Source organism: Nonomuraea turcica (assembly GCF_030718205.1).
Taxonomy (GTDB): domain Bacteria; phylum Actinomycetota; class Actinomycetes; order Streptosporangiales; family Streptosporangiaceae; genus Nonomuraea.
Genome location: NZ_JAUZQF010000013.1, coordinates 20,424 through 46,328, shown reverse-complemented (window position 1 = coordinate 46,328; position 25,905 = coordinate 20,424). Strand labels below are relative to the sequence as shown.

The 25,905-nt window shown below is 69.7% G+C and carries 25 protein-coding genes; 16 read left to right on the top strand and 9 right to left on the bottom strand.

Annotated features, from left to right (window positions below; all coding sequences use genetic code 11):
- The first annotated feature begins 1 nt into the window (after position 1).
- From Q9G87_RS31280 to Q9G87_RS31260, 5 genes are all read left to right on the top strand, one after another.
- Positions 2 to 640 (top strand): neutral zinc metallopeptidase, encoded by a 639-nt coding sequence (locus tag Q9G87_RS31280; RefSeq protein ID WP_305920110.1) that lies wholly within the window; start codon positions 2 to 4, stop codon positions 638 to 640.
- Between the two features lie 84 nt (positions 641 to 724).
- The gene (locus tag Q9G87_RS31275; RefSeq protein WP_305920109.1) at positions 725 to 985 is read left to right on the top strand and encodes a WhiB family transcriptional regulator; all 261 of its coding nucleotides are present in this window, start codon (positions 725 to 727) and stop codon (positions 983 to 985) included.
- Between the two features lie 77 nt (positions 986 to 1,062).
- A complete protein-coding gene (locus tag Q9G87_RS31270) occupies positions 1,063 to 1,746 on the top strand; it encodes a CPBP family intramembrane glutamic endopeptidase (protein ID WP_305920108.1) in 684 nt (227 codons plus the stop codon).
- A 208-nt stretch (positions 1,747 to 1,954) separates the two neighbouring features.
- A complete protein-coding gene (locus Q9G87_RS31265) occupies positions 1,955 to 2,167 on the top strand; it encodes a type II toxin-antitoxin system VapB family antitoxin (protein WP_305920107.1) in 213 nt (70 codons plus the stop codon).
- Entirely contained in the window at positions 2,164 to 2,580 is a 417-nt protein-coding gene (locus Q9G87_RS31260; protein ID WP_305920106.1) for a PIN domain-containing protein, read from the top strand. Before Q9G87_RS31265 ends, Q9G87_RS31260 begins: the two co-directional genes overlap by 4 nt.
- A gap of 5 nt (positions 2,581 to 2,585) precedes the next feature.
- Here the strand turns inward: Q9G87_RS31260 and Q9G87_RS31255 are convergent, their stop codons facing one another.
- Positions 2,586 to 3,305 carry a PIG-L deacetylase family protein gene (locus Q9G87_RS31255; RefSeq protein WP_305920105.1) on the bottom strand — a complete coding sequence of 240 codons (720 nt, stop codon included), beginning with the start codon at positions 3,303 to 3,305 and terminating at the stop codon, positions 2,586 to 2,588.
- Between the two features lie 96 nt (positions 3,306 to 3,401).
- Between Q9G87_RS31255 and pcrA the strand changes: the two genes are divergently transcribed.
- Positions 3,402 to 5,663 (top strand): DNA helicase PcrA, encoded by a 2,262-nt coding sequence (pcrA, locus tag Q9G87_RS31250; RefSeq protein ID WP_452450478.1) that lies wholly within the window; start codon positions 3,402 to 3,404, stop codon positions 5,661 to 5,663.
- 34 nt (positions 5,664 to 5,697) lie between these two features.
- On the opposite strand, the gene Q9G87_RS31245 is transcribed toward pcrA, so the two are convergent.
- From Q9G87_RS31245 to Q9G87_RS31235, 3 genes are all read right to left on the bottom strand, one after another.
- A complete protein-coding gene (locus Q9G87_RS31245; RefSeq protein ID WP_305920104.1) occupies positions 5,698 to 6,648 on the bottom strand; it encodes a L,D-transpeptidase in 951 nt (316 codons plus the stop codon).
- A gap of 99 nt (positions 6,649 to 6,747) precedes the next feature.
- Positions 6,748 to 7,380, bottom strand: coding sequence for a response regulator (locus Q9G87_RS31240; protein WP_305920103.1), 633 nt, complete (start codon positions 7,378 to 7,380; stop codon positions 6,748 to 6,750).
- A complete protein-coding gene (locus tag Q9G87_RS31235) occupies positions 7,377 to 8,585 on the bottom strand; it encodes an ATP-binding protein (RefSeq protein ID WP_305920102.1) in 1,209 nt (402 codons plus the stop codon). Before Q9G87_RS31235 ends, Q9G87_RS31240 begins: the two co-directional genes overlap by 4 nt.
- 113 nt (positions 8,586 to 8,698) lie before the next feature.
- Here Q9G87_RS31235 and Q9G87_RS31230 point away from each other — a divergent pair, with 113 nt between their 5' ends.
- The 8 genes from Q9G87_RS31230 (at position 8,699) to Q9G87_RS31195 (ending at position 19,084) form a co-directional block, all read left to right on the top strand.
- On the top strand, positions 8,699 to 10,600 hold the full coding sequence (locus Q9G87_RS31230; RefSeq protein WP_305920101.1) for a PspC domain-containing protein: 1,902 nt from the start codon (positions 8,699 to 8,701) through the stop codon (positions 10,598 to 10,600).
- Positions 10,601 to 10,637: 37 nt separating this feature from the next.
- Complete coding sequence (locus tag Q9G87_RS31225; protein ID WP_305920100.1) at positions 10,638 to 10,793, top strand: hypothetical protein; 156 nt, start codon at positions 10,638 to 10,640, stop codon at positions 10,791 to 10,793.
- Positions 10,794 to 10,864: 71 nt separating this feature from the next.
- On the top strand, positions 10,865 to 11,347 hold the full coding sequence (locus Q9G87_RS31220; protein ID WP_305920099.1) for a (2Fe-2S)-binding protein: 483 nt from the start codon (positions 10,865 to 10,867) through the stop codon (positions 11,345 to 11,347).
- A complete protein-coding gene (locus Q9G87_RS31215; protein WP_305920098.1) occupies positions 11,344 to 13,689 on the top strand; it encodes a xanthine dehydrogenase family protein molybdopterin-binding subunit in 2,346 nt (781 codons plus the stop codon). Before Q9G87_RS31220 ends, Q9G87_RS31215 begins: the two co-directional genes overlap by 4 nt.
- Positions 13,686 to 14,540, top strand: a complete 855-nt coding sequence (locus tag Q9G87_RS31210) for an FAD binding domain-containing protein (protein WP_305920097.1) — start codon at positions 13,686 to 13,688, stop codon at positions 14,538 to 14,540. The genes Q9G87_RS31215 and Q9G87_RS31210 overlap by 4 nt, the downstream gene beginning before the upstream one ends.
- Before the next feature lie 77 nt (positions 14,541 to 14,617).
- Positions 14,618 to 15,310 carry an SRPBCC family protein gene (locus Q9G87_RS31205; protein WP_305920096.1) on the top strand — a complete coding sequence of 231 codons (693 nt, stop codon included), beginning with the start codon at positions 14,618 to 14,620 and terminating at the stop codon, positions 15,308 to 15,310.
- Between the two features lie 109 nt (positions 15,311 to 15,419).
- Positions 15,420 to 18,065: a bifunctional glycosyltransferase/CDP-glycerol:glycerophosphate glycerophosphotransferase gene (locus tag Q9G87_RS31200; protein ID WP_305920095.1), complete on the top strand. Its 2,646-nt coding sequence runs from the start codon at positions 15,420 to 15,422 to the stop codon at positions 18,063 to 18,065.
- Entirely contained in the window at positions 18,062 to 19,084 is a 1,023-nt protein-coding gene (locus Q9G87_RS31195; protein WP_305920094.1) for a glycosyltransferase, read from the top strand. The genes Q9G87_RS31200 and Q9G87_RS31195 overlap by 4 nt, the downstream gene beginning before the upstream one ends.
- On the opposite strand, the gene Q9G87_RS31190 is transcribed toward Q9G87_RS31195, so the two are convergent.
- From Q9G87_RS31190 to Q9G87_RS31180, 3 genes are read right to left on the bottom strand one after another with little or no spacing between them, the layout of a single operon-like run.
- On the bottom strand, positions 19,081 to 20,112 hold the full coding sequence (locus tag Q9G87_RS31190; protein WP_305920093.1) for a sulfotransferase family protein: 1,032 nt from the start codon (positions 20,110 to 20,112) through the stop codon (positions 19,081 to 19,083). The genes Q9G87_RS31195 and Q9G87_RS31190 overlap by 4 nt on opposite strands.
- 22 nt (positions 20,113 to 20,134) lie before the next feature.
- Positions 20,135 to 21,001, bottom strand: coding sequence for a CDP-alcohol phosphatidyltransferase family protein (locus Q9G87_RS31185; protein ID WP_305920092.1), 867 nt, complete (start codon positions 20,999 to 21,001; stop codon positions 20,135 to 20,137).
- 48 nt (positions 21,002 to 21,049) lie between these two features.
- Entirely contained in the window at positions 21,050 to 22,492 is a 1,443-nt protein-coding gene (locus tag Q9G87_RS31180; protein WP_305920091.1) for a glycosyltransferase family 2 protein, read from the bottom strand.
- 146 nt (positions 22,493 to 22,638) lie between these two features.
- On the opposite strand from Q9G87_RS31180, the gene Q9G87_RS31175 reads away from it, so the two are divergent.
- Together Q9G87_RS31175 and pseI are read left to right on the top strand one after the other, a co-directional pair.
- Complete coding sequence (locus Q9G87_RS31175; RefSeq protein ID WP_305920090.1) at positions 22,639 to 23,130, top strand: GNAT family N-acetyltransferase; 492 nt, start codon at positions 22,639 to 22,641, stop codon at positions 23,128 to 23,130.
- Positions 23,127 to 24,170, top strand: coding sequence for a pseudaminic acid synthase (pseI, locus tag Q9G87_RS31170; protein ID WP_305920089.1), 1,044 nt, complete (start codon positions 23,127 to 23,129; stop codon positions 24,168 to 24,170). The genes Q9G87_RS31175 and pseI overlap by 4 nt, the downstream gene beginning before the upstream one ends.
- On the opposite strand, the gene Q9G87_RS31165 is transcribed toward pseI, so the two are convergent.
- Together Q9G87_RS31165 and Q9G87_RS31160 are read right to left on the bottom strand one after the other, a co-directional pair.
- Entirely contained in the window at positions 24,167 to 25,135 is a 969-nt protein-coding gene (locus Q9G87_RS31165; RefSeq protein ID WP_305920088.1) for a PseG/SpsG family protein, read from the bottom strand. The genes pseI and Q9G87_RS31165 overlap by 4 nt on opposite strands.
- Positions 25,132 to 25,866, bottom strand: a complete 735-nt coding sequence (locus Q9G87_RS31160; protein ID WP_305920087.1) for a glycosyltransferase family protein — start codon at positions 25,864 to 25,866, stop codon at positions 25,132 to 25,134. The genes Q9G87_RS31165 and Q9G87_RS31160 overlap by 4 nt, the downstream gene beginning before the upstream one ends.
- Positions 25,867 to 25,905: the final 39 nt, after the last annotated feature.

The following is a 25,905-nucleotide window of genomic DNA, read 5'->3' as shown; positions in this document are numbered from 1 at the left end:
CGTGACCCTCCGCCCGCTGATCGTGGTCCTCGTCCTGCTGCTGACGTCCTGCGGCATCGCCCGCCCGCCGTCCCTGAATCCGCAGGACGAAGACCGGTTCGAAGACGATGTCCGCACGGCGCGGACGTTGACGGAGGAGTTCTGGAAGCAGCAGTTCGCCCAGCTTGGGGAGACATATCGGCCTATCGCCGACTTCGTCCCGTACTCCGGCGACTCGGGGCCGAGCTGCGGCGGTCAGCCCTCCGTGCCGAACAACGCCTTCTACTGCCCCGTGGGCCACTTCATCGCCTATGACGAGGCCTGGATGGAGGGCCTCTGGAACGAAATGGGGGACGGGTCGGTCTATGTGATCATTCCCCATGAGTTCGGCCATTCCATCCAGGCCCAGCTACGGTCCGACTTCCAGCTGAACGTGCAGATGGAGCTGCAGGCCGACTGCTACGCGGGCGGCACCCTGTCGGCGCTGGTGAACTCCGGCGCGCTGACGGCGCAGCCGGGCGACGAAGAGGAGTTGCTGACCAGCCTGGCGGCCGCCGGCGACCCCACCGACGACTGGCTGAACCCGGCCGCCCACGGCACGGCCGAGCAGCGGCAGGCGTCGTTCGCGAGCGGCTACCGAGGCGGAGTGGGCGCCTGCTGAAGCCATGAGGTCTCCCGGGGATGTACTCCCCGATCAACCCAGAGGATGATGTGGTCGATCATGACCAGGCCGTACCGTTGACCCATGCCACTGGAGGAGATCGGCTGGCTGCGCCGGGGGGCGTGCAGATCCAGCGACCCTGACCTCTTCTTCCCACTCGCCCCCTCGCCTCTGCAGGAAGCGCGCGCCAAGGCGGTCTGCGCGGGCTGCCAGGTGATGGAGGAGTGCCGCTCCTACGCATTACGAGCGGGCGAGTCGGAGGGCATCTGGGGTGGCCTCACCCCGGAGGAACGCCGCCGCACCCGCTTCCCGGCGGGCTGGCGCAACTCGGCCGCCGCCTCCTGACCGGGGTCTTTCCGGAGGCGGGGGGCGATTGGCGCGAGGCGGGGCGAGACGGGCGCGTCGCGACGTAGCCTGCAAGGGTGCTCCTCCGCTCGATCGCCGTCCTCGCCGCCGCCAACCTCATGAACAACAAGGTCGCCCCCCGCTTGGGCCCGCTGACCTCTACCGCCGCGACGGCGGCCCTCGTGGCGATGGCCCGCAAGTCCGGCCTGTCGTGGGAGGAGCTGGGCTTCGAGCACGGCCGCCGCGGGGCGATCGCGGGCGGCGCCCTGGCGGCGGCGGTGGCCACCGTCTACACGGTCGGCATATCGCATCCCCGCACCAGGCCGCTCTTCCACGACGAGCGCGCCCTGTCGCTCTCGCGCGCCCGCGTCCTGGAGGAAGCCCTCCTCCAGGTCCCGCTGGGCACGGTCCTCCTGGAGGAGGTGGGCTTCCGCGGGGCCCTGTACGCGATGCTGCGCCAGCGGCACGGCACGGTCGCCGCCACGGCGGTCTCCTCGACCCTGTTCGGTCTCTGGCACATCCTGCCTGCCATGGACATGGCCCGCGCCAACCCGGCCCTGGGCGCCCTGACGGCCGGCGAGTCCCCTAACCACCTGGACATGGCGCGAGTGGTGGCGGGGAGCGTGGTGTCCACGGCGGCGGCCGGGGTGCTGTTCTGCGAGCTACGCCGTCACAACGGCCTCCTGGCCCCGGCCATGCTGCACCTGGCGACCAACTCTTTGGGCTATCTCTTCGCCCGGATTGCCGCGAAGAAGAAGTAAGTCCAGGCGCTGCGGTCACTCTGTGAATGAGAGTTCTTCACCTATGGATGAAGATCCTCTCCCATTTCATGGAGCGTTCCATATGCGTCTGACCTCGATGCTTTACGGTCTCCCGGAGCGCTCTCCCCGAGGCCGGTGCCGCCTCGGGGAGAGCGTATTTCAAGATCACAAATTCCGATACACGCTGGAGGTACGGAGGTGGTGTTGCGTGCGCACGGTCATCGACATCGACAAGGAGCTTCTCGAAGTCGCCCGGCACGAGTTGGGGACTTCGACCACGGAGGAGACCGTCAACGCGGCTCTGAAGGAAATCTCCGAACGGTCAAAGCGTCGGAAGGCCTTCGAGTACTGGCGCGCCCGAGACAACGCCGATCTACTGGATCCGGATACCACGAATCGTGCGTGGTATCCACGGGCGTGATCTACCTCATCCATAAAAGCGCGCTGGCGCGCATGCCGCACCCAGCAGTTCACCGGGTGCTCCAGCCGCTGATGCTCGACAAGATGCTCGCGATCTGCGAGGTCACGCAGTTGGAGGTGCTCTTGAGCGCGGATGACCCGGAGGTCTACGAGCGGCACGCCCGTCACCTGCGCGAGGACTTCCACCTCCTCTCGATCCACGAGAAGGAGGTGGCCACCCGCGCGCTGGACGTCCAGGCGTTGCTCGCACGCACATCGCATCATTGGGCGGTCGGGCCAAGCGATCTGCTGATCGCCGCATGTGCCGAGGTGCACGGGGCGACGGTCCTGCATTACGACCGCGACTTCGACATCATCGCCGAGGTCACCGGGCAACCCGCCCTATGGGTGGTGCCGCCCGGTTCCGTCCCGTAAAAATCTCAGGCGGTGGGGACCACTTGGAAGGCCTCCGCGTAGCGGCCCTCGCCGAAGCCGGCCTCTTCGGCCCAGGCGGCGAAGCGGCCCCTGACGAACTCGGCGAACCCTTCCACGTGCGACACCTGGCTCACATGCGACTGCAAGGCCGCGAGCTTGCGGTCCATGGCGTCGGTGATGTCCACCCAGTGGTTCGGGGTCGGACCGCCGTTCAGCCAGACCTCCCGCACCGTCCAGGCCTCCAGGCCCTCGTCCTTCAGCAGCTCGGGGAAGGCGTAGGGGTTGCGGGCATCCGGGTAGACGGCGTCCAGGGTGGCCCCGCCCACCGCGCGGTGGTCGGGGTGGCTGGGGGCGATGAACCGGTAGTTACGATCCGGGTGGTGCGTGATGACCAGGTCCGGTCTGACCTGGCGGATCACGCGGGCGATGTCGCGCCGCAGATCGAGGGACGGCACCACCTGACCATCCGAGTAGCCCAGAAAACGCACGTCCGTCACGCCGACGGCCTTGGCCGCGGCACGCTGCTCGCTCCTGCGGAGTTCGGCCATGCCGGAGTTGTCCAGAGTACGTTCGTTACCGCCCGCGTCACCATCCGTAATCAGCAGGTAAGTGACCTCCACTCCCCGGTCCACGAACAGCGCCACGCTCCCAGCGGCACCGAAATCGGCGTCGTCGGGATGCGCGGTCACGACGAGCACCCTGTTGATCTCGGCTTCCGGCAGCATCGCTCCCCCTCCTTGACCTTCCGTTGAAAGACAACCGGTGCCCTGCCGATGGCATTCCGTGCGCCGTTTGTCGGTGGGGAGTCTTAACCTAGACGCGTGCCCACCCAAGTCTCTGTTGACCACCCCTTGCTCGACGGCCTCAACCCGCAGCAGCGCGAGGCCGTGATCCATCACGGCGGTCCACTGCTCATCGTGGCGGGGGCGGGGTCCGGAAAGACGCGGGTGCTCACCCATCGCATCGCTTTCCTGCTGGCCGAGCGCAAGGTGCACCCGGGCGAGATCTTGGCGATCACGTTCACCAACAAGGCCGCCCGCGAGATGAAGGAGCGCATCGACAAGCTCGTCGGGCCGCGGTCCAAGGCCATGTGGGTGATGACGTTCCACAGCGCCTGCATGCGCATCCTGCGGCGGGAGGCCAAGCGGCTCGGGTTCCCCTCCAGCTTCTCGATCTACGACCAGGCGGACTCGCAGCGGCTCATGGCGATGGTCTGCAGGGAGATGGAGCTCGACCCGAAGCGCTACCCGCCGCGCTCGTTCTCGGCGCAGGTCAGCAACTTCAAGAACGAGCTGATCGACTACGAGACCGCGACGGACAAGGCGGGCTCGCATTTGGAGAAGACGCTCGCACAGGCATACAAGGCCTATCAGCTCAAGCTGACCGAGGCCGGGGCGATGGACTTCGACGACATCATCATGAACACGGTGACGTTGTTCCAGCTCTTCCCCGAGGTGGCCGAGCACTACCGGATGCGGTTCAGGCACGTGCTGGTGGATGAATACCAGGACACCAACCACGCCCAATACATCCTGATCAGGGAGCTGGTCGGACATCCTGAGCTGCGGACGGCGGACGGCGACGTCGTGCGGTCGGGGGCCGACCAGTCCGAGTTGTGCGTGGTGGGCGACGCCGACCAGTCCATCTACGCCTTCCGGGGCGCGTCCATCCGCAACATCCTGGAGTTCGAGCGCGACTACCCCGACGCGCGGACCATCCTGCTGGAGCAGAACTACCGCTCCACCCAGAACATTCTGGCCGCCGCCAACGCCGTGATCGCGCGCAACGAGTCGCGCAAGCCCAAGAACCTCTGGTCCGACCAGGGTGACGGGCCCAAGATCGTTGGATACGTCGCCGACAACGAGCATGACGAGGCCATGTTCGTGGCCCAGGAGGTCGACCGGCTCAGCGACGAGGAAGGCGTGAAGCCGAGCGAGGTCGCCGTCTTCTACCGGACCAATGCCGCGTCCCGGGTGTTCGAGGAGATCTTCATCCGCACCGGCCTGCCCTACAAGGTGGTCGGGGGCGTGCGCTTCTACGAGCGCAAGGAGGTCAAGGACCTGCTGGCCTACCTGCGGGTGCTGGCCAACCCGGCCGACGTGGTGTCGATGCGGCGCATCCTCAACGTGCCCAAGCGCGGCATCGGCGAGCGGGCCGAGGCGACGGTCGAAGCGCTGTCGTCGCGCGAGGGCATCACGTTCTGGGACGCGCTGCGCAGGGCCGAGGAGGCCTATGGCATGGCGACGCGGTCGCTCAACGCCGTGCGCGAGTTCGTCGCCATGATCGAGGAGCTGATCGCCAAGGCGGCGGGCATGCCGCCGTCGGCCCTGGCGGAGGAGGTGCTGGTGTCCACCGGCTACCGCGCCGAGCTGGAGGCCTCCGAGGATCCGCAGGACGAGTCGCGGCTGGAAAACCTCAACGAGCTCATCTCCGTGGCCTCGGAGTTCGAGGAGGCCAATCCGGAGGGGACGCTGGTGGAGTTCCTGGAGCAGGTGTCGCTGGTGGCCGACGCCGACCAGATCCCCGACGCGGACGGCGGCCAGGGGGTCGTCACGCTGATGACCCTGCACACGGCCAAGGGGCTGGAGTTCCCCGTGGTGTTCCTGACGGCCATGGAGGACGGTGTCTTCCCGCACATCCGGTCGCTGGGCGAGCCGAAGGAGCTGGAGGAGGAGCGGCGGCTGGCCTATGTGGGGATCACGCGGGCGCAGAAGCGGCTCTACATCACACGGGCGGCCGTGCGCAGCTCGTGGGGGGCGCCGTCGTTCAATCCCGCCTCGCGCTTCGTCAACGAGGTGCCGGGCAAGCTCATCGATTGGCGTACTGATCCGGAGAAGTCGGCCTGGAGCGCGGCCACCCGGCGGGAGCCCGCCGCCCGGCCCGCGCCGGCGAAGAGCGGGGGCGCGGGCGGGCGCAAGGTGCCGTCGCTCACGCCCGGGGATCGGGTCTCGCACGACGCGTTCGGGCTGGGCACGGTGGTGGCCGTGGACGGGGTCGCGGAGAAGACCAAGGTCAAGATCGACTTCGGTAGCGGCGGGGAGAAGACGCTGCTGCTGGCGTACGCACCGCTCGAGAAGTTGTGATCCCCGAGCTCCGGGCCCGCCTGGGCCCTCACCTCTACAGGGCGCTGCCCTGCTTCCACTGGGTCCAGTTGAGCTGCCAGTAGCTCCATCCGTTGTTCCACTGGAGCTTGCGCTTGGTGCCGGTGATCTTCACGACGTCACCGCGCTGGGCGATCGTGTAGAACCACTTGGCCCCGGCCGGGGTCGCCCGGACGCAGCCGTGGCTCTGGTTGGAACGCCCGAGGAAGTGGTAGTAGCCGGCGCTCTGGTGGACGTACTCGCCGCTGTCGGAGATGCGGACCGCCCACGGGATTTCCTCCTTGTAGTAGCGCGGGTCCTTCGGATCCGTCACGCCCATCCAGGAGGAGGTCATGGTCTCGACGGCCTTCTTGCCCATCGTGAGGTGAACGCCGCTCGTGGTCAGGTAGACGTCCACGCCGTTCCTGATCAGGCCGCCCTTTCCTGCGCTGATCGGGATCTTCTTGGCGAGCTTGCCGTTCCGGTAGACCTTCATCGTGTGCGAGCGGGTGTTGACCACGGAGATGTGCTGCGCACCGACGGCGAAGCGGCGGGAGACGTCCTTGGCGCCGGTGTTGCCCGGCAGCTCCGACAGCCTCGCGGTGAAGAGCACCTTCTGGTACGGCTTCCAGTACGTCTTGGTCCGGTAGATGACCTTGCGTGCCGACACCCACCGCCAGGCGCCTTCGACCGGCTTCTCCGGTGTCACTTCCAGCAGCGACTCGACGTCCGCCCTGTCCTTGGCTTTGACGTCACGGTCGAACGTGACGATGATCGGGAAGCCGACGCCTACCTTCTCGGTCTTCTCCCCCATGGGAGCGATGTCGGCGATGCCGAGCTTGACCTTCTTCGCCGGGGCGGCGACCGCGCCGGCCAGCTGGGGCGCGGCGGCGGCTTGAGCTCGCGATACGGGGACGCTCTCCGCCGCACAGGCCGTCGCGGCGACCAGTGCGACCATGGCCGGAAGCATCCGGATTACGCGCTTCAAAGGGTTACTCCTGGACTAAGTGCCTATCTACCTCCTTGTGTGACAATTGAGACGGATGTTTCGACTGCCGAAAACGAATAACTTTCGCGTAACGGCGTATTAGACGAGGCGTCGGGCGGTGGCCCAGCGGGACAGCTCGTGCCGGTTGGAGAGCTGGAGCTTGCGCAGGACGGACGAGACGTGCGTCTCCACGGTCTTGACCGAGATGAACAGCTCCTTGGCGATCTCCTTGTACGCATACCCGCGCGCGATCAGCCGCAGCACCTCGCGCTCACGCTGTGTCAGCGAGTCGAGCTCCGGGTCGATCGGCGGCGCCTCCGAGGAGGCGAACGCGTCCAGCACGAACCCGGCCAGCCGCGGCGAGAACACCGCGTCCCCGTCGGCCACCCGGCGGATGGCGTCCGTCAGCTCCTTGCCGCTGATGTTCTTGGTGACGTAGCCGCGCGCGCCGCCTCTGATCACGCCGATGACGTCCTCGGCCGCGTCGGAGACCGACAACGCCAGGAAGCGGACCTGGGAGCCGGAGCCCAGCACGCGGCGCAGCACTTCCTGGCCGCCGCCCCCGGGCATGTGCACGTCCAGCAGGACCACGTCGGGCTGGTGCTCGGCGATCGCCTTGACGGCCGATTCGACGTCCTCGGCCTCGCCCACCACCTCGATCGAGTCGCCCAGCTCGGCACGCACCCCGGACCGGAACAACCGGTGATCGTCGACGATCAATACGCGCGTCATGCCTTCTCCACCTTCATCGTCAACATCACTTCCGTGCCCTCGCCGAGCTCGGTGCGTACGCGGGCCGCGCCGCCGTGACGTTCCATTCTCCCGATGATGGACTGCCTGATCCCCATCCGGTCGAGCGGCACCGCCTCGAGGTCGAACCCCTTGCCCCGATCCTTCACGAAAATCGTGACCTCTTCACCCTCTACTTCCGCGTAGACGGAAATGGAGGGACTTTCAGAGTATTTGGCGGCGTTGACCATCGCCTGCCTGGCCGCCTTCAGCATGGCGCCGAGCCTGCCGCCCCCGTCGAGATCCATGTCGCCCACGCAGACCACCTCGATGGGCACGCCGTGCGCGTCCTCCTCCTCCGCCGCGATCCTGCGTACGGCGGCCGCCAGCGTGGCGTCGGCGTCCTGAGCGGGCTGGTAGAGCCAGTTGCGCAGCTCTCGCTCCTGGGAGCGGGCCAGGCGGGTGACCTCGCGCGGGTCGTGGGCGACCCGCTGGATCAGCGTGAGCGTGTGCAGCACCGAGTCGTGCACCATGGCCGCGACCTCGGCGCGCTCCTCCTGCCTGATGCGCTCGCGCCGCTCCAGCTGCAGCTCCTTCCACAGGCCCGCGAGCCAGGGCGCGGCGACGACCGCCAGGCCGCCGACGACCACGACGGTGAACAGCAACCCCGGCCTGGCCTGGGCCAGCTCGCCCTGCGAGTACAGGAATCCGGCCGCGCCGATCACCACCAGCACCACGCCGAGCAGCGTGCGCACGCGGTTCTTCCTGATGCTGAGCGCGGCCCCGCTCATCCAGCTCCGGCGGCGTTCGGGGTCGGCCTGCTGCCAGAGGATCAACGCGCCGATGCCGCCCACCGCGAACGGCAGCATGCCGATCCCGCCCTGGGAGGCCCCCGTGAGCAGCCCGAAGGCCAGCAACGCCACCCCGATCGCGGTGAACGCCGCGAGCTGGCTCCAGTCCCGCTGCACCGGCTGGCCCTGGTACGGCTCCTTCGGCGTGATCATCCACAACACCGCGTACACCACACCGCCGACCCCGTCGACCACGCTGAGCAGCACGAACGCCAGCCTGATCACCACCGGATCAAGCTTGAGCTGCGTCGCCAGCCCCTGGGCCACGCCGCCGAGCAGGCGGCCCTCCATGGGGCGCATCATGCGCCGGTACGGCGCGTCGCCGTTGGGCTCGGCGAGAGTCTTCTGGTCAGCCATAACATGGCCATCGTCACATGTCGGGGATGTCCTGGGCATCAGGGAACAACCCCCGGGTCGGGTCAGGGGTGTCCCGGATGCGAGCACACCGCGCGCCGGGCCACGATGGTTCCATGACAGAAGCTCCGCCCAGAGAACCGGCCGCCGGCCCGAAGGTGCTGCGACGCAGCAGCGAGGGACGCTTCCTCATGGGAGTGTGCGCGGGCCTCGGGCGGTATACCGGCATCGATCCCGTGGTGTTCCGGGTGACCTTCGCCGTGCTGCTGCTCGGCTCGGGTGTCGGCCTGTTCCTGTATCTGGCGGCGTTCCTGCTGATGAAGGAGCCGAACGGCGGGCCGGGGATCATCGAGCAGTGGACACGGCGCGACTTCGACGCCGAGGCCGTGCTTGCGCTGCTGACGGCGGTGCTGGCGTTCGGGCTGGCGATCAACCTGGCCACGATCTGGTTCGACACGGGGACACTGGTGGTCGGGGTGCTCCTGGCCGTGTCGCTGCTGGCGGCGCACTCCAGCGGGGTGGATCTGCTGGGGCTGGCCCGGTCGATGCCGGAGCGGCTCAGCCGCAGGCGCGTGGAGGAGCGGGCCGCGCCGTCCTATGCCGGCCGGCAGGCCGCTCCCCCAGTACGCCCGACGCCCACCGCCCGGCCCGCGCCCACGTTCAGGCCGGCCCCAGGGCCGCACCGGGCCGGCGACCGCATGCCGCCGGCCCCTGAGGCGCCGGGCGTGGGTGCGGAACATGCGGAGACGCCAAGCGCGGGCGCAGAGACGCCCCGCGCACGTGCGGAGACGCCAAGCGGCGCACAGACGCACGGTGCACGCGCGGAGACGCCGAGCGCGGAGACGCCAGGCGCGGGCGCGACGGCGCCGGGCGCCGATGCGGACACGCCAGGCGCGGGCGCAGAGACGCCAGGCGCGGGCGCAGAGACGCCAGGCGCGGGCGCAGGGACGCCAGGCGCGGGCACAGGCGCACAAGCGGCGACGCCAGGCGCAGAAGTGGCGACGCCGATCGCAGAGACGGCGGCGTTTGCGACGTGGAAGGGCGGCGAGCAGCTCGATCGGGAGCCGTCCGCGGCCGGCGAAGCGGCGCACGCGCAGGCGGCGCACGAGGACGCGGCGCACGAGGACGCGGCGCGGGAGGATCAAGCGGCGCACGCGCAGGCGGCGCGCCAGGATCACGGGGCGCGCAAGGATCAGGCGGCAGCCCGCATGAGCAGGACGGCACCGCTGGCCGACGAGACGCGGGAGCGCGAAGCGGCGGCCTCCGCGCGGAACTACACCCCGTACGGCGAGCCGTTCGCGCCCAGCGGCCCGTACCAGCCGCTGGATCCGGCCAAGCGGGCCGGTGGCTACTCACCATACGACCCGGTCCTGTACGGCCGCCCGCTCCCGAAGAAGGAGCGAAGGCCGAAGTCGTTCATCGGCGCCATCACCGTCCTGCTGGCAATCATCATTGGAGGGATCGTCGTGGCGGTCCAAGCCAGGTCGGCCGCCGGAGTGAGCCCGACCATCGTCGGCGGCGCGATGCTCATCACGATCGGCGCCGGACTGCTGATAGCGGCCTGGTGGGGCCGCGGCGCCGGGCTGGTGGCGGCCGGGACCGCGGTGGCGCTCATCGTGAGCGCGGGCCTGATGCTCGGCGGCCTGCCACGGAACATCGGCTCGTCCGAGTGGGCCCCGACCACGCTCACCGAGCTGAACGCCGCCTACGATGTCGGCGTCGGCGACGGCCGGCTGGATCTGTCGGAGCTGAAGCTGGCTCCGGGCACGACGGCGACGGTCAACGCCGCGGTGTCGTTGGGCGAGCTGGAGGTGATCGTGCCGCCGACGGTGAGGCTGGAGGTGCACGCCTCCAACAAGGTCGGCGACATCACGGTCGACCAGTCGGTCCGGGGCGGCGTGGACATCCGGCTGGACAAGGTGCTGGAGCCGGAGATCGAGCCCAAGGGGGAGGTCTCGACGATCGTGCTCAACCTGAGGGGCGGGCTCGGCGACATGGAGGTGCGGCGTGCCGCGTGAGGTCGAGCGCCCACGTCAGCTCCACAGGACGGACTGGATGGCCCTGCTCAGCGGCGTGCTCTTCGTCGTTGTGGGTATTTTGATCGTGACACGCGCGATCAGGGATCCGCTGGTCCTGATCGGCGTCACGGTGCTGGGATTGGCGTTCGCAGGGCTTGTCGCGATCGTCGCACGGGCGGTCCGCGGTAAGTAACCCTTGACCGGGAGTAACACCGGCGTAGGTTCGGGTGTGTCCGCCTTTCCCCTGCTCCTGAGGGAGGACGTATGCCCCGGATCACCGTCACCGTCGATGGGATCAAGTACGAGGAGGACGTCGAGCCGCGGCTCCTTCTCGTTCATCTGCTACGAGAACGGCTGGGTAAGACCGGCACGCCTGTCGGCTGTGACACCAGCAACTGCGGCGCATGCACGGTCATGCTGGACGGCAAGAGCGTGAAGAGCTGCTCGGTCCTCGCCGTCCAGGCCGACGGCTGCGACGTCGTCACGATCGAGGGCCTGGGCGTCAACGGGTCGATGCACCCCATGCAGCAGGCCTTCCACGAAGAGCACGCGCTGCAGTGCGGCTACTGCACGCCCGGCATGGTCATGGCCGCGATAGACCTGCTCAGAGACGATCCCGACCCGTCGGAGGAGAGGATCAGGCAGGGCCTGGAGGGCAACCTCTGCCGCTGCACCGGCTACTGCAACATCGTCCGCGCCGTCCGCAAGGGCGCGCAGGAGATGGGGCAGGCGGTGAGCACGCCATGACGATCCAGGAAGTCGGCAAGGAAGTCGGCAGGCCCAGGAAGCGTAAGGAGGACGCCAGGCTGCTGACGGGGCGCACGCAGTGGACGGACAACCTCACGCGTCCGGGACTCCTGCACGTGATGTTCCTGCGCAGCCCGATGGCGCACGCGAGGATCACCAGGGTCGACGTGTCGGGGGCACGTGACCTTCCTGGGGTCGTGGCGGCGTTCAGCGGCCAGGACTTCGCCGCCGAGCAGGGCAGCCTGCCGTGCGCGTGGCCGGTGAGCGAGGACGTGGTCATCCCCGACCACCCGCCGATGGCGGTGTCGGAGGTGCGGTACGTGGGCGAGGCCGTGGCCTGCGTGATCGCGACGGACCGCTACCGCGCGGCCGACGCGCTGGAGGCCATCGACGTCGAGTACGAGCAACTGCCCGCGGTGCTCGAGATGAAGGAGGCGCTGACCACGGAAAGCCCGAAGGTGCACGAGGCGGGCAACAAGGCGTTCAGCACCAAGATCACCTCGGGTGACATCGAGGCCGCGTTCAGGGACGCGCCCATCGTCATCGACCGGACGTTCCGGCAGCAACGGCTGATCCCCAGCGCGATGGAGCCGCGGGCGGTCATGGCGGACACCGACGGCGAGTCGTACACGTTGTGGTCGTCCACGCAGATCCCGCACGTGCTGCGGGTCATGCTGGCGGTCGTGACCGGCATCCCCGAGCACAAGATCCGCGTGATCGCGCCCGACGTGGGCGGCGGGTTCGGCTCGAAGCTGCAGGTCACCGCCGAGGAGGTGCTCTGCCTGCTGCTGGCGCGCAAGCTCGGCAAGCCGGTCAAGTGGACCGAGTCCCGCTCCGAGGGCAACCTGACCGTGCACCACGGCCGCGACCAGATCCAGCACCTCCGGCTGGCCGCCGACGCCGACGGCCGCATCCGCGGGCTCCAGGTGGACCTGCTGGCCGACATGGGCGCCTACCTCATGCTGGTCACGCCGGGCATCCCGCTGCTGGGCGCGTCCATGTTCAACGCGATCTACAAGATGGACGCGTACGAGTTCGCCTGCACGGGCGTGTTCACCACCAAGATGCCCACCGACGCCTACCGCGGCGCGGGGCGGCCAGAGGCGACGTTCGGCATCGAGCGGGTGATGGACGAGCTGGCCGCCGAGCTGCACATGGACCCGGTGGAGGTGCGCAGACGCAACTGGATCAAGCACGAGGAGTTCCCGTACACCACGATCTCCGGGCTGACCTACGACTCGGGTAACTACGAGGCGGCGACGGACAAGGCGACCGCGATGTTCGGCTACGACAAGCTGCGCGCCGAACAGAACGACCGGCGGGACCGGGGCGACCCCGTGCAGCTGGGGATCGGCGTCAGCACCTACACCGAGATGTGCGGCCTGGCGCCGTCGAGGATGCTCGGCGAGGCCAACTACGCCGCCGGCGGCTGGGAGCACGGCACCGTGCGCATGTTGCCCACGGGCAAGGTCGAGGTCATCACCGGCACCTCCCCGCACGGGCAGGGGCATGTGACGGCGTGGAGCCAGATCGTTGCCGACGCGCTCGGCGTGCCGTTCGACGATGTCACGGTCCTGCACGGCGACACGGCGATCGCGCACAAGGGCATGGACACCTACGGCTCGCGCTCGCTGGTCATCGGCGGCATCGCGGTGCTGAAGGCGGCCGAGAAGGTCAGGGACAAGGCGCGCAAGCTGGCCGCGCACCTGCTGGAGTGCTCGCCGGACGACCTGGAGTTCGAGGCCGGGGCGTTCAAGGTGCGGGGCACGGAGTCGCAGAAGACCATGCAGGAGCTGTCGTGGGCCGCGTTCGCGGCGCACGACCTGCCCGAGGGCGTGGAGGCGCGGCTCGACTCGGACGCCACGTTCGACCCGGAGAACTACTCCTTCCCGCACGGCACCCACCTGTGCGCGGTGGAGGTGGACACCGAGACGGGCATGGTGAAGATCCGCTCGTATGTGGCGGTCGACGACGTCGGCAAGGTGGTGAATCCGCTGATCGTCGAGGGGCAGGTGCACGGCGGCATTGCGCAGGGCATCGCGCAGGCGCTGTTCGAGGAGGCCGTGTACGACGCCGACGGCAACCTGCTGACCACGACGATGGCCGACTACCTGCTGCCGTCCGCGGCGGACCTGCCGACGTTCACGCTCGACCGGACCGAGTCGCCCGCGACCAGCAACCCGCTGGGGGTCAAGGGCGTCGGCGAGGCCGGGACGATCGCCTCGACCCCGGCCGTGGTGAACGCCATCGTGGACGCCCTGCGCCCGCTCGGCATCCACGACGTCGAGATGCCGTGCTCGCCGGAACGCGTCTGGCGCGCGCTGGAAGGAGTGCGGTCATGATCCCCGCGCAGTTCGAGTACGTGCGCCCGGACTCGCTCGCCGAGGCGTCGCAGGCGCTCGCGGCGGACGAGGACGCCAAGGTCCTGGCCGGCGGGCAGTCGTTGCTGCCGCTGCTGCGGCTGCGGCTGGCCTACCCGTCGACGCTGGTCGACGTCGGGCGGCTGACGGAGCTGAAGGGCGTGCACGACCGCGGCGACCACGTGTTCATCGGCGCCATGGCCACGCACGACGAGGTCATGCGCTCCGACGTGGTCAACGCCGGCTGCCCGCTGGTGGCGCTGGCCGCCGCCCACGTGGCGGACCCGGCGATCAGGCACCGGGGCACGTTCGGCGGCTCGCTGGCGCACGCGGACCCGGCAGGCGACCTGCCGGCCGTGGTGCTGGCCCTGGATGGCGTGTTCGTGGCGAGGTCGGCGCAGGGCGAGCGGGAGATCCCCGCCGCCGACTTCTTCGTCGACTACCTGGAGTCGTCGCTCGAGCCGGGAGAGATCCTGGCCGGGGTGAAGATCCCGAAGCTGGGCGAGGGCTGGGGCTTCCACTACGAGAAGTTCCATCGCACCGCGCAGGCGTGGGCCATCGTCGGCGTGGCGGCGGCCGTCAAGCGCTCCAACGGCGCGATCGCCGAGGCCAGGATCGGGCTGACGTGCATGGGCCCGACGCCTGTGCGGGCCCGCGCGACCGAGTCCGCCCTGCAGGGCATGGAGCTGAGCGACCAGATCCGGCAGGCGTGCGAGCAAGCGGCGGCGGACACCTCCCCGCCGTCGGATCTGCACGCCCAGCCGGACTACCGCCGGCACCTGGCCAAGGTCCTGACCGACCGCGCGGTACGCACCGCGGCAGGCGCACCTTAGGCCACCTACGGGGGCGCCTCTTCCAGGGGCGCCCCCGCCCGTCGTAGTGTCGCAACATCGGCAGAAGGAGCGGATCGATGGCGATGCGGTTCGAGCACGAGTTCACTGTTCCAGTCCCGATCGAGCAGGCCTGGGCGGTGCTGCTCGACGTAGAGCGGGTGGCGCCGTGCCTGCCCGGGGCGACACTCGACATCTTCGAAGGCGACGAGTTCACCGGCAGGCTGAAGGTCAAGGTCGGCCCGATCATGGTGACCTATCGGGGGACGGCCAAGTTCGAGGACGTGGACAAGGACTCCCACACGCTCACCATCCAGGCCTCGGGCAAGGAAGCCCGCGGCTCCGGCACGGCCTCGGCCACGGTCAAGGCCCGGATGGCGCCGCATGAGGGGGCCACGGCGGTGACCGTGGAGACGACGTTCAACGTGACCGGGCGGCCCGCTCAGTTCGGGCGGGGCGTGATGGCCGAGGTGGGCGCGAAGCTCATCGACAAGTTCGCGGAAAACCTGGCCGCGCTGCTGTCCGAGCCCACCGTGGAGCCTGCCCAGACGCAGGCGGCGCAGGAGGAGGAGCGGCACCTGAGCGCCGTGCCCACTCCCGACGAGGACGTACGCCCCGCCGGCACCTTGCGGACGTCGCGGACGCCCGATGAGGAGGCGCTCGACCTGCTGGAGATCGCCGGACAGCCGGTGCTGAAGCGACTGGCGCCCGTCGCCGCCGCGATCGTGGGTCTGCTGATCATCGCCTGGGTGATTCGTCGGATTATGCGCTGACCGCAAAACTCCGGCTTTTTGGGCAAAACTCCATCAAGTCCGGACACTTCGTCCTCCCCAAGGGAAGTGCCATCCCCGCAGGCAATTGGACCAGCGGGGGGACTTGGGGATGCCGGACTGCACCGTTGTCGTGATCACGTATAACGACGCGGCCCGCCTGCCCAGGGCCGTGCGCTCCGTACTCGGCCAATCGCTGCGCGACCTCGAGGTGATCATCGCCGACGACGCCAGCACGGACGGCACGCCGGAGGTGGCGGCCCGGCTCACCGCACTGGATCCGCGGGTGCGTTACCTGCGCAGAGGGGTCAACAGCGGGGGCTGCGGGGCGCCGCGCAACGACGGGATCGACGCCGCGGCCGCGCCGTACGTCATGTTCCTGGACAGCGACGACGAGTTGCCCAGGCACGCGTGCAAGAGCCTGCTCACCGAGATCGAGCGGACCGGGGCGGATTTCGTGTCGGGGCAGATCTCGCGGTTGTTCGAGGCGAGTGGGCGGCTGCAGCCGTACTACCCGTCGTTGTTCGCCCGCCGGCGCGTGGTCGAGGGCATCCGCGAGGAGCCCGAGCTGTTCCTGGACAGCTTCAGCACGAACAAGCTCTATGACGTGAGCCGGCTGCGGGAGCGGATGCTGCGCTTCCCCGAGGACATCCACTTCGAGGACCACGTCTTCGCCACCGAGTTGTACGCGGTGTCGCGGAGGTTCGCGGTCGTGCCGTGGGTGGTCTACCACTGGCACCGGTCGCCGGCGAACTCCTCGATCTCCTTGAGCGTCGACGACATGGAGAACGTGCGACAGCGGGTCATCGCGGCCCGGCTCAGCGACGACCTCCTGCGCACGTACGAGGCCGAGGACCTGGTGCCGCACCGGCAGCGCCGGTTCGTGCGGCAGGACCTGCGGGTCTACCTCAATCCGCTGCCGGCGCGGGATCTGGTGTGGGTCAAGGAGTTCGCCTCGATCGTGCGGCCGTACCTGGAGGAGATCCCGGCCGAGGTGGTGAGCGAGGCCGAGCCGCTCGAGCGGGTCTGCTGCCGGCTCATTCTCGACGACCGGATCGAGGACCTGCGGGTCGCGGCGGGATCGCTGACCGGGCCGCGGGCCGCGCCACGGGCGGCCGTGCAGCTCAACGGGCGTACGTACTGGGGCACCTCGGTCTCACCCGGGCTGGACATCACTGCGCTGCGGCTGGCCGAGCTGCCCTTCTCGGCCTCCCGGCTGCGGCACGAGGCGTCGGAGATCACCTGCGAGGGCGAGCGGGTGCGGATGACCGTGCGGACCTACGACCCGTTCGGCGCGCTGCCGGTGGACTGGACGGCGTTCCTGCAGCTCGGCAGGGAGAGGATCCCCATCGAGCCGGAGCCGTCCGGCGAGGGGGGATACCTCAGCGAGGTCGTCTTCACCCCCTCCGGCAGGTGCGATCCGCGCATCGGCTTCACCAGGATCTCCGACGGGCACACCACGACCGACCGGATCATCGCCGACCCGCACACCCCGCCGATCGAGCTGCCGCGGTGCCGGGTGCTGGTCGAGGGCTATGCCGCGTACCTGTGCGTGCGGCCCGATCCCACCGCGCGGTCGGTGTGGCGGCGGGTCAAGCAGGTCGTGCTGAGGCGGTTCAACACGCCGCGCGCCAAGCTGCGTGCCTACAAAGTGCTGATCAAGGTGCTGCCGCGGCGGCGGGACCTCGCGTTGTTCGAGTCCGACGTCGGCAAGAGCTGCAGCGGCAGCCCGCGGGCCGTCTACGAGGAGCTGCGGCGGCGGAACCTGCCGATCGAGGTCGTCTGGTCGGTGGCAGGGAACCGCCGGAACTTCCCTCCCGGCGTGCGGCTCGTGCGGCGCGGCAGCTGGCGCTATCTCTGGACGATGGCGCGGGCCGGGATCTGGGTGGACAGCCACGGGTTCCCGCTGGACTATCCGAAGCCGCGCGGCACCCGCTACCTGCAGACATGGCACGGCCAGGGGATCAAGTCGATCGGGTTCGACGCGCCGGATCTGCGGGCCGACTTCGACAAGCCGCGGGCCCAGTGGCGGGCGGCGGTGGCGCGGTGGGACGCGCTGGTGTCGCCGAGCGCGGAGTTCTCGCGGATCTTCGTGCCGTCCAACGGGTACACGGGCAGGGTCTACCGGTACGGGACGCCGCGCTGCGACGCGCTGGTCAAGGGCGTGGCCGTCGGGGACGTCCGGGGACGGCTGGAGATCCCGCGCGGGCGACAAATCCTGCTTTATGCGCCTACTTACCGGGATTGGGCGAAGGGAAGCGGTAAATCCGTACGGGTCGATCTGGAGCTGCTGGCTGAGGAACTGGCCGACGACTGGGTGCTGGTGCTGCGTACCCATCCGGTCGAGCACTACAGCCCGCCCGAGCACCTCAAGCACTTCGTACGGTCCGCCGGGTCCTATCCCGAGATCAACGATCTGATGCTGGCCTCGGACGCCCTGCTGACGGACTACTCGTCCGTGATGTGCGACTACGCGATCACCGGCAAGCCCATGGTGTTCTTCATCGACGACTGGGACGACTACCGGCTGTCGGAGCGCGGCGTCTACCACGACCTGCCCGCCATCGCGCCCGGCCCGTGCGTCACGACGACCGAGGAGCTGGTGAGCGTGCTCAGGCGGCTGCCCGGCCTGCACGCGTCCTACGCCGAGCGGTATACGGCCTTCCGCCACCTGTGGTGCGCCGACGAGCGCGGGGACGCCGCCGCGCGGATCGTGGACGACTTCTTCGGGTCCGGGCTCTTGGAGAAGGTCCGGTGAGCGTGGTCTTCGCCTGCGTGGACACCGACACCCTCGGCGGCATCCAGCAGGTCACGCACACGCTCGCCCAAGGGCTGGCCGAGCGCGGCCATGAGGTGCACGTGATCGGCCTGCAGCGGTCCCTGGCGCCGTTCACGTACGTTGACCGGCCGCTCTACCACCGCCACGTCGTGGAGTCCGACCGGAAGGCGCGCAAGCTGCTCGCCGCGATCGGACCGGGGTACGCGATCATGACGTCGCCGTCGGTGGTGATCAAGCTGTCGGAGCTGCTGCCCGCCGGGCTCCGGCCGATCGGCCAATACCACGGCTCGTACGACCACGCCCGCGGCTGCTGGCACCTCGGCTCGATCAGGAAGCACTACCCCAAGCTCGACCAGGCGGTCTTCCTGAGCGAGGACGACACATGGCGCTTCTCCGAGGACGCGCTGCTGCCCAACGCCTGGACGTTGCCGAACCCGCTGGCCGCCTGGCCGGAGCGCACGTCCACGCTCAGCTCACCCCGGGTGCTGGGCGTGGGCCGGCTGGAAGGCGTCAAGCGGTTCGACCGGCTGATCAGCGCGTTCGCCCGCTCGGGAGCACCCCCGCCCTGGGAGTTGCACCTGATCGGCGACGGCGCCGAGCGGGAGCGGCTCCGCGCGCACGCGGACAGGGAGGGCGTCGGCGACCGCGTGGTCTTCAGGGGCCTTGTGCCGGCCGCGCGCCTGCCCGCCGAATACCTGAACGCCGCGATCCTGGGCCTGACCAGCGAGCACGAGGGCCTGCCGATCGTGTTGCTGGAGTCGGGCGCGCACGGGGTGCCGTCGGTGGCGTTCGACGTGTCGGGCGGCGTGCGGGCCGCCGGGCCGGTGCTGGCACCGCCGGGGGACGTGGACACGTTCGGGGCCGAACTGTCCAGGCTCATGAACTCGATGGAGGAGCGGCGGCGCCTCGGGGCCGCCGCCCGCGCACGGGCCGAGTCCTTCCGCCTCGACCACGTGCTGGACCGCTGGGAGCGGCTGTTCGCCCACATCAAGCGCTAAACGGTCAGCTCCGACCGCTGCTGCGGGACCCCCGCGAGCGAGCGCTGGCGCGAGGTGAGCAGGGCAGGCACCGGGCTCGGCTCGCGCAGCCGGTTGAAGCGGTCGCGCATGTGCTTGCGCATGCGGCTGGCCTTGCGCTTCTGCATCGTCTTCTGGCAGGTCGTGATGTGCTCCCTGGCCGGCTTGGGCACGCCGGTCAGCTCGTAGCCCATGGACTCCAGGCGGTCGCCGAGCATGTGCTCGCACAGCGCGATCTCCCAGTCGTCCAGCCGGTTGCCCCAGCTGCCCACCCGGGTGCGGATGACCTCGCCGTGCGTGTTGCTGTGCCAGACCTTGTGCTGCGGCACCGCCACGCTGGCCGCCTCACGTGGGGAGACCATCGACGGGGAGAAGTCCTCCTCCAGGAAGTGGCAGAGCTTTTTCAGCTCGGTCGCCGGATCGTCGGTGAGGTCCTCGTACCGCAGTTCGTAGTACGTGTCCTCGGACAGGGTGCGCCGCAGCCGGCCGCCCGCGTCGATGGCCTCGGCCCAGGTGGAGATGGCGTGGTAGGAGTCCAGCGTGTACCAGGGCATCTCCTTCAGCGAGGACACGCAGTCGCGGCCGTCCCTGATCAGGTGGATGAACTGGGCGTCGGGGAACAGCCTCAGCAGCATGTCCACCTGCTTGACGTAGCTGGGCCGCTTGTCGCCCCAGCGGCTCTTGTCGAAGCGGTCGGCGTACATGCGGAAGGCCGTGCCGATCACCGACCCGAGCGTGCCGGGTCCGGCCACCGCCTGCCTGACGAACTCGTCCTTGTCGATCTTGAGCTCGCGGAACTTCGTGCTGCGGTCGGTCGCGATCCACTGCGCCAGGGCGCGGCGGCGATGGGCCACCCGCAGGTCGCCCCACTTGCGCCGGCGGTAATACGCGGGAACGAGGAAGCGGGTCTCCGGCGGCACCGCCATGTGCGGGTGCGAGTGCAGCATGAGCTGGAGCATCGTGGTGCCGGAGCGCGGACATCCGATGACGAATACTGGTCGGTCGGACATTTCGTACTAACCCCCCGAAAACTTAGACGAGAACGCGCTCTCGGCTCTCCTGAGAGGAGGCCACGGCGTACCTGCGTGTGAAGAGCCACATCCGGTAGACAAGGACGACCTCGTTGACGAGCAGCAGGACCCCTGCCGTCGCGGCGACCGGGATCAGCGCCCACGCCCCCGCGAGGGGCGCGACCACGAACACCGCGGCGTGGAACTCGATGCCGCTGATCAGGTGCGAGCGGACCCGGCGCCGGGCCAGGGACCTGTTGAGCCGCCGGTAAAAGTTGCGCGGCCGTGGCGTCCGCTGCGGCGCCATCTGCTCCAGCGGCTCGCGGGCCAGTGGCAGCTGGTCCAGCAGCGCGGGGTCCACGGGGACCAGCGCTCCGGGATCCTCATCGAGCTCCGGCAACTGCCGCTCTTCCCTGACGGCCTCGCGCACGCGCTTCATCTGCGGCGCGTTGACGTACCTGAAAAGGTCCAGCACGGCCACTCCCGCGCCGAGAAGCACGTAGCGCACATCCCCGGTCAAGGTGTACTGCCCGTACGCCAGCCCGCCGGCGCACAGGACCACCCTGACCCGGTCCCCCACGTAGTCGAGCCAGAGGCCGAAGGGCGTCCCCGTGCCCTTGAGCCTGGCTATCTTGCCGTCCACACAGTCGATCATGAAGCTGAGATAGAAGACCACGGCGCCGGCGACGAGCTGATTCATCGCGAGGCAGGCGGCCGACACCATGCCGAGGACCAGCGAAAACACAGTGAGCGCGTTCGGCGTCAGCCGAGTGCGGTTGGCGACCGGAAGGGCGACCCGGCAGGCGACCGGGTCCACGAAATACACGGTCCACCAGGAGTCTCTCCGCTTGCGTGTCCCGTAGACGTCATCGAGCGAATAGGTCCTCATGGAGACCAGCATGAACACGACACGCACTCTTGCGATTACTGTCTGGAACTACTGGGGCATGTCCATGCCGCTTCTTGACCAACCCGGCACTCCCGATGCCGTGAACCGCCACGACGCGTGCGCCTCGACGTCCCTGAACCAGCCCTTCAGCACCAGCCCGCGCGTCTCGGTCCGCGCCTGCAGCCGCCAGCTCGGGCCACCGCCGGCCAGCCGCTCCGGGTCGATGGTCGTGACGATCCCGTGCCGTCCGGCGCGCCGCACCTCCAGCGGGACCTTGCGGCGGCCGTCGCTGAGCCACAGGTCGATCTGGCCGATCCGGCGGTCGACGCGGTGGATCGAGACGTGCCCGCGTACCTGGTACTCCGTGCCCGTCCACTCGCAGCTCTCGACCCTGGCGTGCAGTTTCAGCTCGTCGCGGGCGTCGAACACGGCGTCGGGGATCTTGAGCCGGCGGTCGCGGAAGAACGGGTAGTCGCCGTACCAGCCGGTGTTGCGCCAGCCACGCGGCACGATGCGGGCGGCGTCCTCGCGGGCGCGGCGGAACTCGCGGATCTTCCGCAGCTCGGCCACCAGGCCGCGCCCGAGCAGGTGCAGCTCAAGGCGGCGCAGCGACGGCGCGGTGTTCAAGGCGTTCTGGCCCAGCGAGGCCACCCAGGAGCGGGCCAGCTCGAGCAGCGGCCCCGGCTCCTCGCTGACCTCCAGCGCCTGGAACAGGAAGAGGATGTCCTTCTCCAGCACCAGCGCGTCGAAGCCGTCGAGCAACTCGGGCGCCCGCTCGTCGAGAAACGCCCGGACCGACCGGATGGCGGCCAGCCGCTCGTGCAGGTTGGGCAGCTCGTTCCGGCACTGCGTGATGGACGACTCCCGCCTGCGCCAGTGATAGACCACGTCGCCCAGCATGTCCACACGGGTGGCCAGCACGTGCGCCCGCATGGCGACCGGCACATCCTCGTAGATGCCGGCGGAGAACCGCAGCCCGGCGCGCTCCCAGAAGTCGCGCCGGTAGACCTTGTTCCAGATCGTGCGGTCTCTGATGAGCACCGGCTTGTCGGTGATGTGGGTGCACAGCTGCGGCCGCCTGAACACCTTCTCGTGCAGGATCGACTCCTCCAGCACACCGTCGACGAGCCGCCCCACCGCGCCGCACGCCAGGTCGGAGCCGGTCTCGGCCAGCTTGGCGACGAGCCGCTCGTACGCGTGCGGCGGCACGACGTCATCGGCGTCGGCGAAGGCCAGGTACGCGCCCGTGGCCCGCTCGATCCCCGCGTTGCGGGCCGGCCCCGGCCCCAGGTTGCGTTGCTCTATCAGGACGAAGCGGCGGTCCTTGGCGACGAAGTCCTCGGCGATCCGCCGGCTGCCGTCGCTGGAGCCGTCGTCGACCATGACGACCTCGAAGTCCTCCAGCGTCTGGACGGCCAGCGACTTCAGGCACTCGGTGAGGTACGACTCCACGTTGTGGAACGGAACGACGATGCTGAGATGGGGGATCATGCCGATTTGCTCCTCGGATCTCAGGATGGGATCGAGGGCAGCATGCCGTGGAATCCGCGCCCGAGACCTGAGCCTGATGAGCTCTTTACCCGACGCTCCATCCGCTACGTTGGGCAAGGGACGTGTCACGCTTAGTTGGGAGCGCGATGCTGAGAGGCGTCCGGGACGACGATCTGCCGGTCATGCGGCGCTGGCGCAACCACCCGCAGGTGCGGGCCGCCAGCTTCACCACACACGAGATCGGGGCGGACGAGCACGCCCGCTGGTGGGCGGCCACGCGCGCCGATCCGGCCACACACGTGCTGATCTACGACCACGAGGGGACCGCCGCGGGCGTGGTGACCTACGCCGACCTGTCGGCGGCGAGCGCCTGCTGGGGCTTCTACCTGGACTTCGACGGCCTCGAACGGTCGGGGAGGCTGCTGCGGGCGTGGATCGGCCTGGAGCGGGCGGCCATCGACCACGCCTTCGGGCCGCTCGGGCTGACGACGTTGCGCGGCTCCGTGCTGGCCGACAACGAGCCGGTCAGGCTGCTGCACCGGCGGTTCGGGTTCGTCGAGGTCGGGTTCTACCAGCGGGACGTGGACGGGGTGGCGCGTGAGGTCGTGGCCATCGAGCTGAGGAAGGAACACACATGATCTCCATTGCGGGGCGGGCGATCGGTCCTGGTCATCCGCCGTTCGTCGTGGCCGAGCTGTCCGGCAACCACAACGGGAGCCTGGAGCGGGCGCTGGCCATCGTGGACGCGGTGGCCGCGGCCGGGGCGCATGCGCTGAAGCTGCAGACGTACCGGCCGGACACGCTCACCATCGACGCCGACGGGCCGGCGTTCCGCGTGGGCGACGGGCACGAGTTGTGGGGCGGTGAGACGCTTTACCGGCTCTTCGAGCGGGCCCACACGCCGTGGGAGTGGCACGAGCCGATCTTCGAGCGGGCGCGCTCGCACGGGCTCATCGTGTTCTCCTCGCCCTTCGATCCGACGGCCGTCGAGTTCCTGGAGAAGCTCGACGTGCCGGCGTACAAGATCGCTTCATCCGAGATCGTGGATCTGCCGCTGATCCGGCTGGCGGCCGGGACCGGCAGGCCGCTGATCATCTCCACGGGGATGGCGTCGACCGGGGAGATCCACGCCGCCGTGGCCGCCGCCAGGGAGGCCGGGTGCACACAGCTCGCCGTGCTGGCGTGCACGGCCTCCTACCCGGCCTCGCCCGCCGAGAGCAATCTGCGGGCGCTGCCGCTGCTGGCGGCGCTCACCGGGGACGTGGTCGGCGTCTCCGACCACACGCCCGGCATCGGGGTCCCGCTCGCCGCCGTCGCGCTGGGGGCCTGCCTGATCGAGAAGCACGTGACCGCGTCGCGGGCCGACGGCGGGGTGGACGCCGCCTTCTCGCTGGAGCCCGGCGAGCTGGCGACGCTGGTGACGGAGAGCAAGCGGGCCTGGGAGGCGCTGGGGAGCGCGGTGATCGGGCCGCGCGCCTCCGAACGCGAAGGGCTGCGGTTCCGGCGGTCGTTGTACGTGGTCCGCGAGGTGCGGGCCGGGGAGACGGTCAGCGCGGAGAACGTACGGTCGATCCGGCCGGCCGGTGGGCTGCCTCCCGACTCGGCGCGGGACGTGATGGGGCGGCGCTTCGCCCGGGACGTCCCGAAGGGCACGCCGCTGACCTGGGACCTGATCTAGAGCAGTTCGAGCAGGGCGTCGGCGACGCGTTCCCGGCCCTTGCCGTCCACCAGGCCACTGCCCCGCCGGCCGTGCTCCTCGCGGGCGGCGGGCTCGGCGAGCAGGCGGGCCAGCGTGCCGACGGCCTGCGGTCCGGGCGTGTTGCCGAGCCCGGCCGCGACGCCCCTGCCCACCAGCTCCTCATAGCCGATCAGCTGGTTGCCGGCCACCCAGGTCAGCGCCGTGGGCACGCCGAGATGGAGCAGCTCCCAGACGGCCGAGCCCGCCGCGGTGACCACGAGGTCGGCCTCGGCCATGAGCGCGGGCAGCCGGTCCGTCGGCGGGATGACGGTGATCGCGTCACCCGCGGCGAACGGCGCCGGGCTGACCACCGTGCCCTCGAACGGCACGCCGGTCGCCAGGAGCGCCCGCGTCCACGCGGGGACCATGCCCGCGCTGTCGGTGCCGCCGAAGAAGCACAACACCCGCGGCACCGCCCTGCCCCGCCGCGGCGCCCGCTCGCTTCGCAGCACGCTGTCGCGCAGCAACACGTAACGCGCCCCGGCCAGCCGTCGGCCGGCGCGGAAGGGCCGGCGCTCGGCGCCCAGGTTCTGGTCGAGGTAGAGGTCGGCCGCCTGGCCCAGCGGGTCGCCGTCGACGATCGCGAGCACCGCCAGACCCGCATCCCTGAGCGCCGCCCCCGTGCCCTCCGGCAGGTCGTAGGAGTCGAGCACCACGGCGTCCAGCCGGAGCTCACGGGCCAGCCGCGCCAGCCGGACCGGGTCTTCCTGCGCGGCGACCAGCGGGAGACCACGCTCACGCAGCTGCGCCCGCGCCCATTCGGATCCGTCCACCGCACCGACGAAGACGACGTGCGCCCCGCGCGCGCACAGCTCCTCGGCCAACGCCACGCAACGCACCAGATGGCCGACTCCGCGCCCGACCCCGGCGTCGCAGCGGAAGCCGACCCGCAAGCCGCCCGTCACGCGTCCTGGAGCGCTTTCTGCTGGACGTGGGCGTTGAGCTCGCGCACCTCCGGCCGGTCGCGCAGCCAGCTCACCAGCGTCCCGACCGGCACGCAGCCGTCGCCCAGCTCGTCCACCACCCGGGAGATGAGCCGCCAGTCGTCCTCGGTGTCGAGCGTGACCCGCAGATCGTCGGCGACGGGCTGGTAGGTGAGCCCGAGCAGCCGCGTGTCGCCTGGATGCTCGTAGACGTAGGAGGTCACGTGCACGCGGTGGTAGGCGTCCGCCTCCTGGTCGGCGCGCTCCAGCGCCTCCCGGCCGACGATCTCCACGTCGAGCCCGCGCGGCAGCGTACGCGCCAGGCTCGTGCTCAGGTAGCCGAGGCCGGGCACGGCCCGGTAGACGAGCGCCGCCTCCTTGATCACCTGAGGGTCGAGCAGCGGGCAGTCCGCCGTGAAGCGCATCACGGCCTCGGCCTCCCGCTCCTCCAGCGCCTGTATGAACCGCGTGAGCACATCGTCCACCGGTCCCCGGTGCCAGTCCACGCCGAGGCGGCAGCACTCGGCGACCACCACGTCATCGACGTCCTCGGTCGTGGTGGCGACCACGAGGTCGTCCACGGCGTGCGACTCGCGTACGGCGCGAACCACCCACCCCAGCACCGAACGCCCGCCGCCCCCTAGCTGCCGCAGCACCTTGCCCGGCAACCGCGTAGAGCCCATACGAGCCTGAATGATCCCGACAATACGCACAGCAGCCCCATTCCCCCGTGTGACAGTGCGTCATTGACC

Bases quoted from the DNA above. Each gene is read 5' to 3' on its own strand.
- Q9G87_RS31275 (WP_305920109.1), top strand. From the start codon at position 725: ATGCCACTGGAGGAGATCGGCTGGCTGCGCCGGGGGGCGTGCAGATCC.
- Q9G87_RS31255 (WP_305920105.1), bottom strand. From the start codon at position 3,305: ATGCTGCCGGAAGCCGAGATCAACAGGGTGCTCGTCGTGACCGCGCAT.
- Q9G87_RS31240 (WP_305920103.1), bottom strand. From the start codon at position 7,380: ATGACGCGCGTATTGATCGTCGACGATCACCGGTTGTTCCGGTCCGGG.
- Q9G87_RS31235 (WP_305920102.1), bottom strand. From the start codon at position 8,585: ATGGCTGACCAGAAGACTCTCGCCGAGCCCAACGGCGACGCGCCGTAC.
- Q9G87_RS31230 (WP_305920101.1), top strand. From the start codon at position 8,699: ATGACAGAAGCTCCGCCCAGAGAACCGGCCGCCGGCCCGAAGGTGCTG.
- Q9G87_RS31225 (WP_305920100.1), top strand. From the start codon at position 10,638: ATGGCCCTGCTCAGCGGCGTGCTCTTCGTCGTTGTGGGTATTTTGATC.
- Q9G87_RS31220 (WP_305920099.1), top strand. From the start codon at position 10,865: ATGCCCCGGATCACCGTCACCGTCGATGGGATCAAGTACGAGGAGGAC.
- Q9G87_RS31215 (WP_305920098.1), top strand. From the start codon at position 11,344: ATGACGATCCAGGAAGTCGGCAAGGAAGTCGGCAGGCCCAGGAAGCGT.
- Q9G87_RS31210 (WP_305920097.1), top strand. From the start codon at position 13,686: ATGATCCCCGCGCAGTTCGAGTACGTGCGCCCGGACTCGCTCGCCGAG.
- Q9G87_RS31205 (WP_305920096.1), top strand. From the start codon at position 14,618: ATGGCGATGCGGTTCGAGCACGAGTTCACTGTTCCAGTCCCGATCGAG.
- Q9G87_RS31200 (WP_305920095.1), top strand. From the start codon at position 15,420: ATGCCGGACTGCACCGTTGTCGTGATCACGTATAACGACGCGGCCCGC.
- Q9G87_RS31190 (WP_305920093.1), bottom strand. From the start codon at position 20,112: ATGTCCGACCGACCAGTATTCGTCATCGGATGTCCGCGCTCCGGCACC.
- Q9G87_RS31185 (WP_305920092.1), bottom strand. From the start codon at position 21,001: ATGAGGACCTATTCGCTCGATGACGTCTACGGGACACGCAAGCGGAGA.
- Q9G87_RS31180 (WP_305920091.1), bottom strand. From the start codon at position 22,492: ATGATCCCCCATCTCAGCATCGTCGTTCCGTTCCACAACGTGGAGTCG.
- Q9G87_RS31175 (WP_305920090.1), top strand. From the start codon at position 22,639: ATGCTGAGAGGCGTCCGGGACGACGATCTGCCGGTCATGCGGCGCTGG.
- pseI (WP_305920089.1), top strand. From the start codon at position 23,127: ATGATCTCCATTGCGGGGCGGGCGATCGGTCCTGGTCATCCGCCGTTC.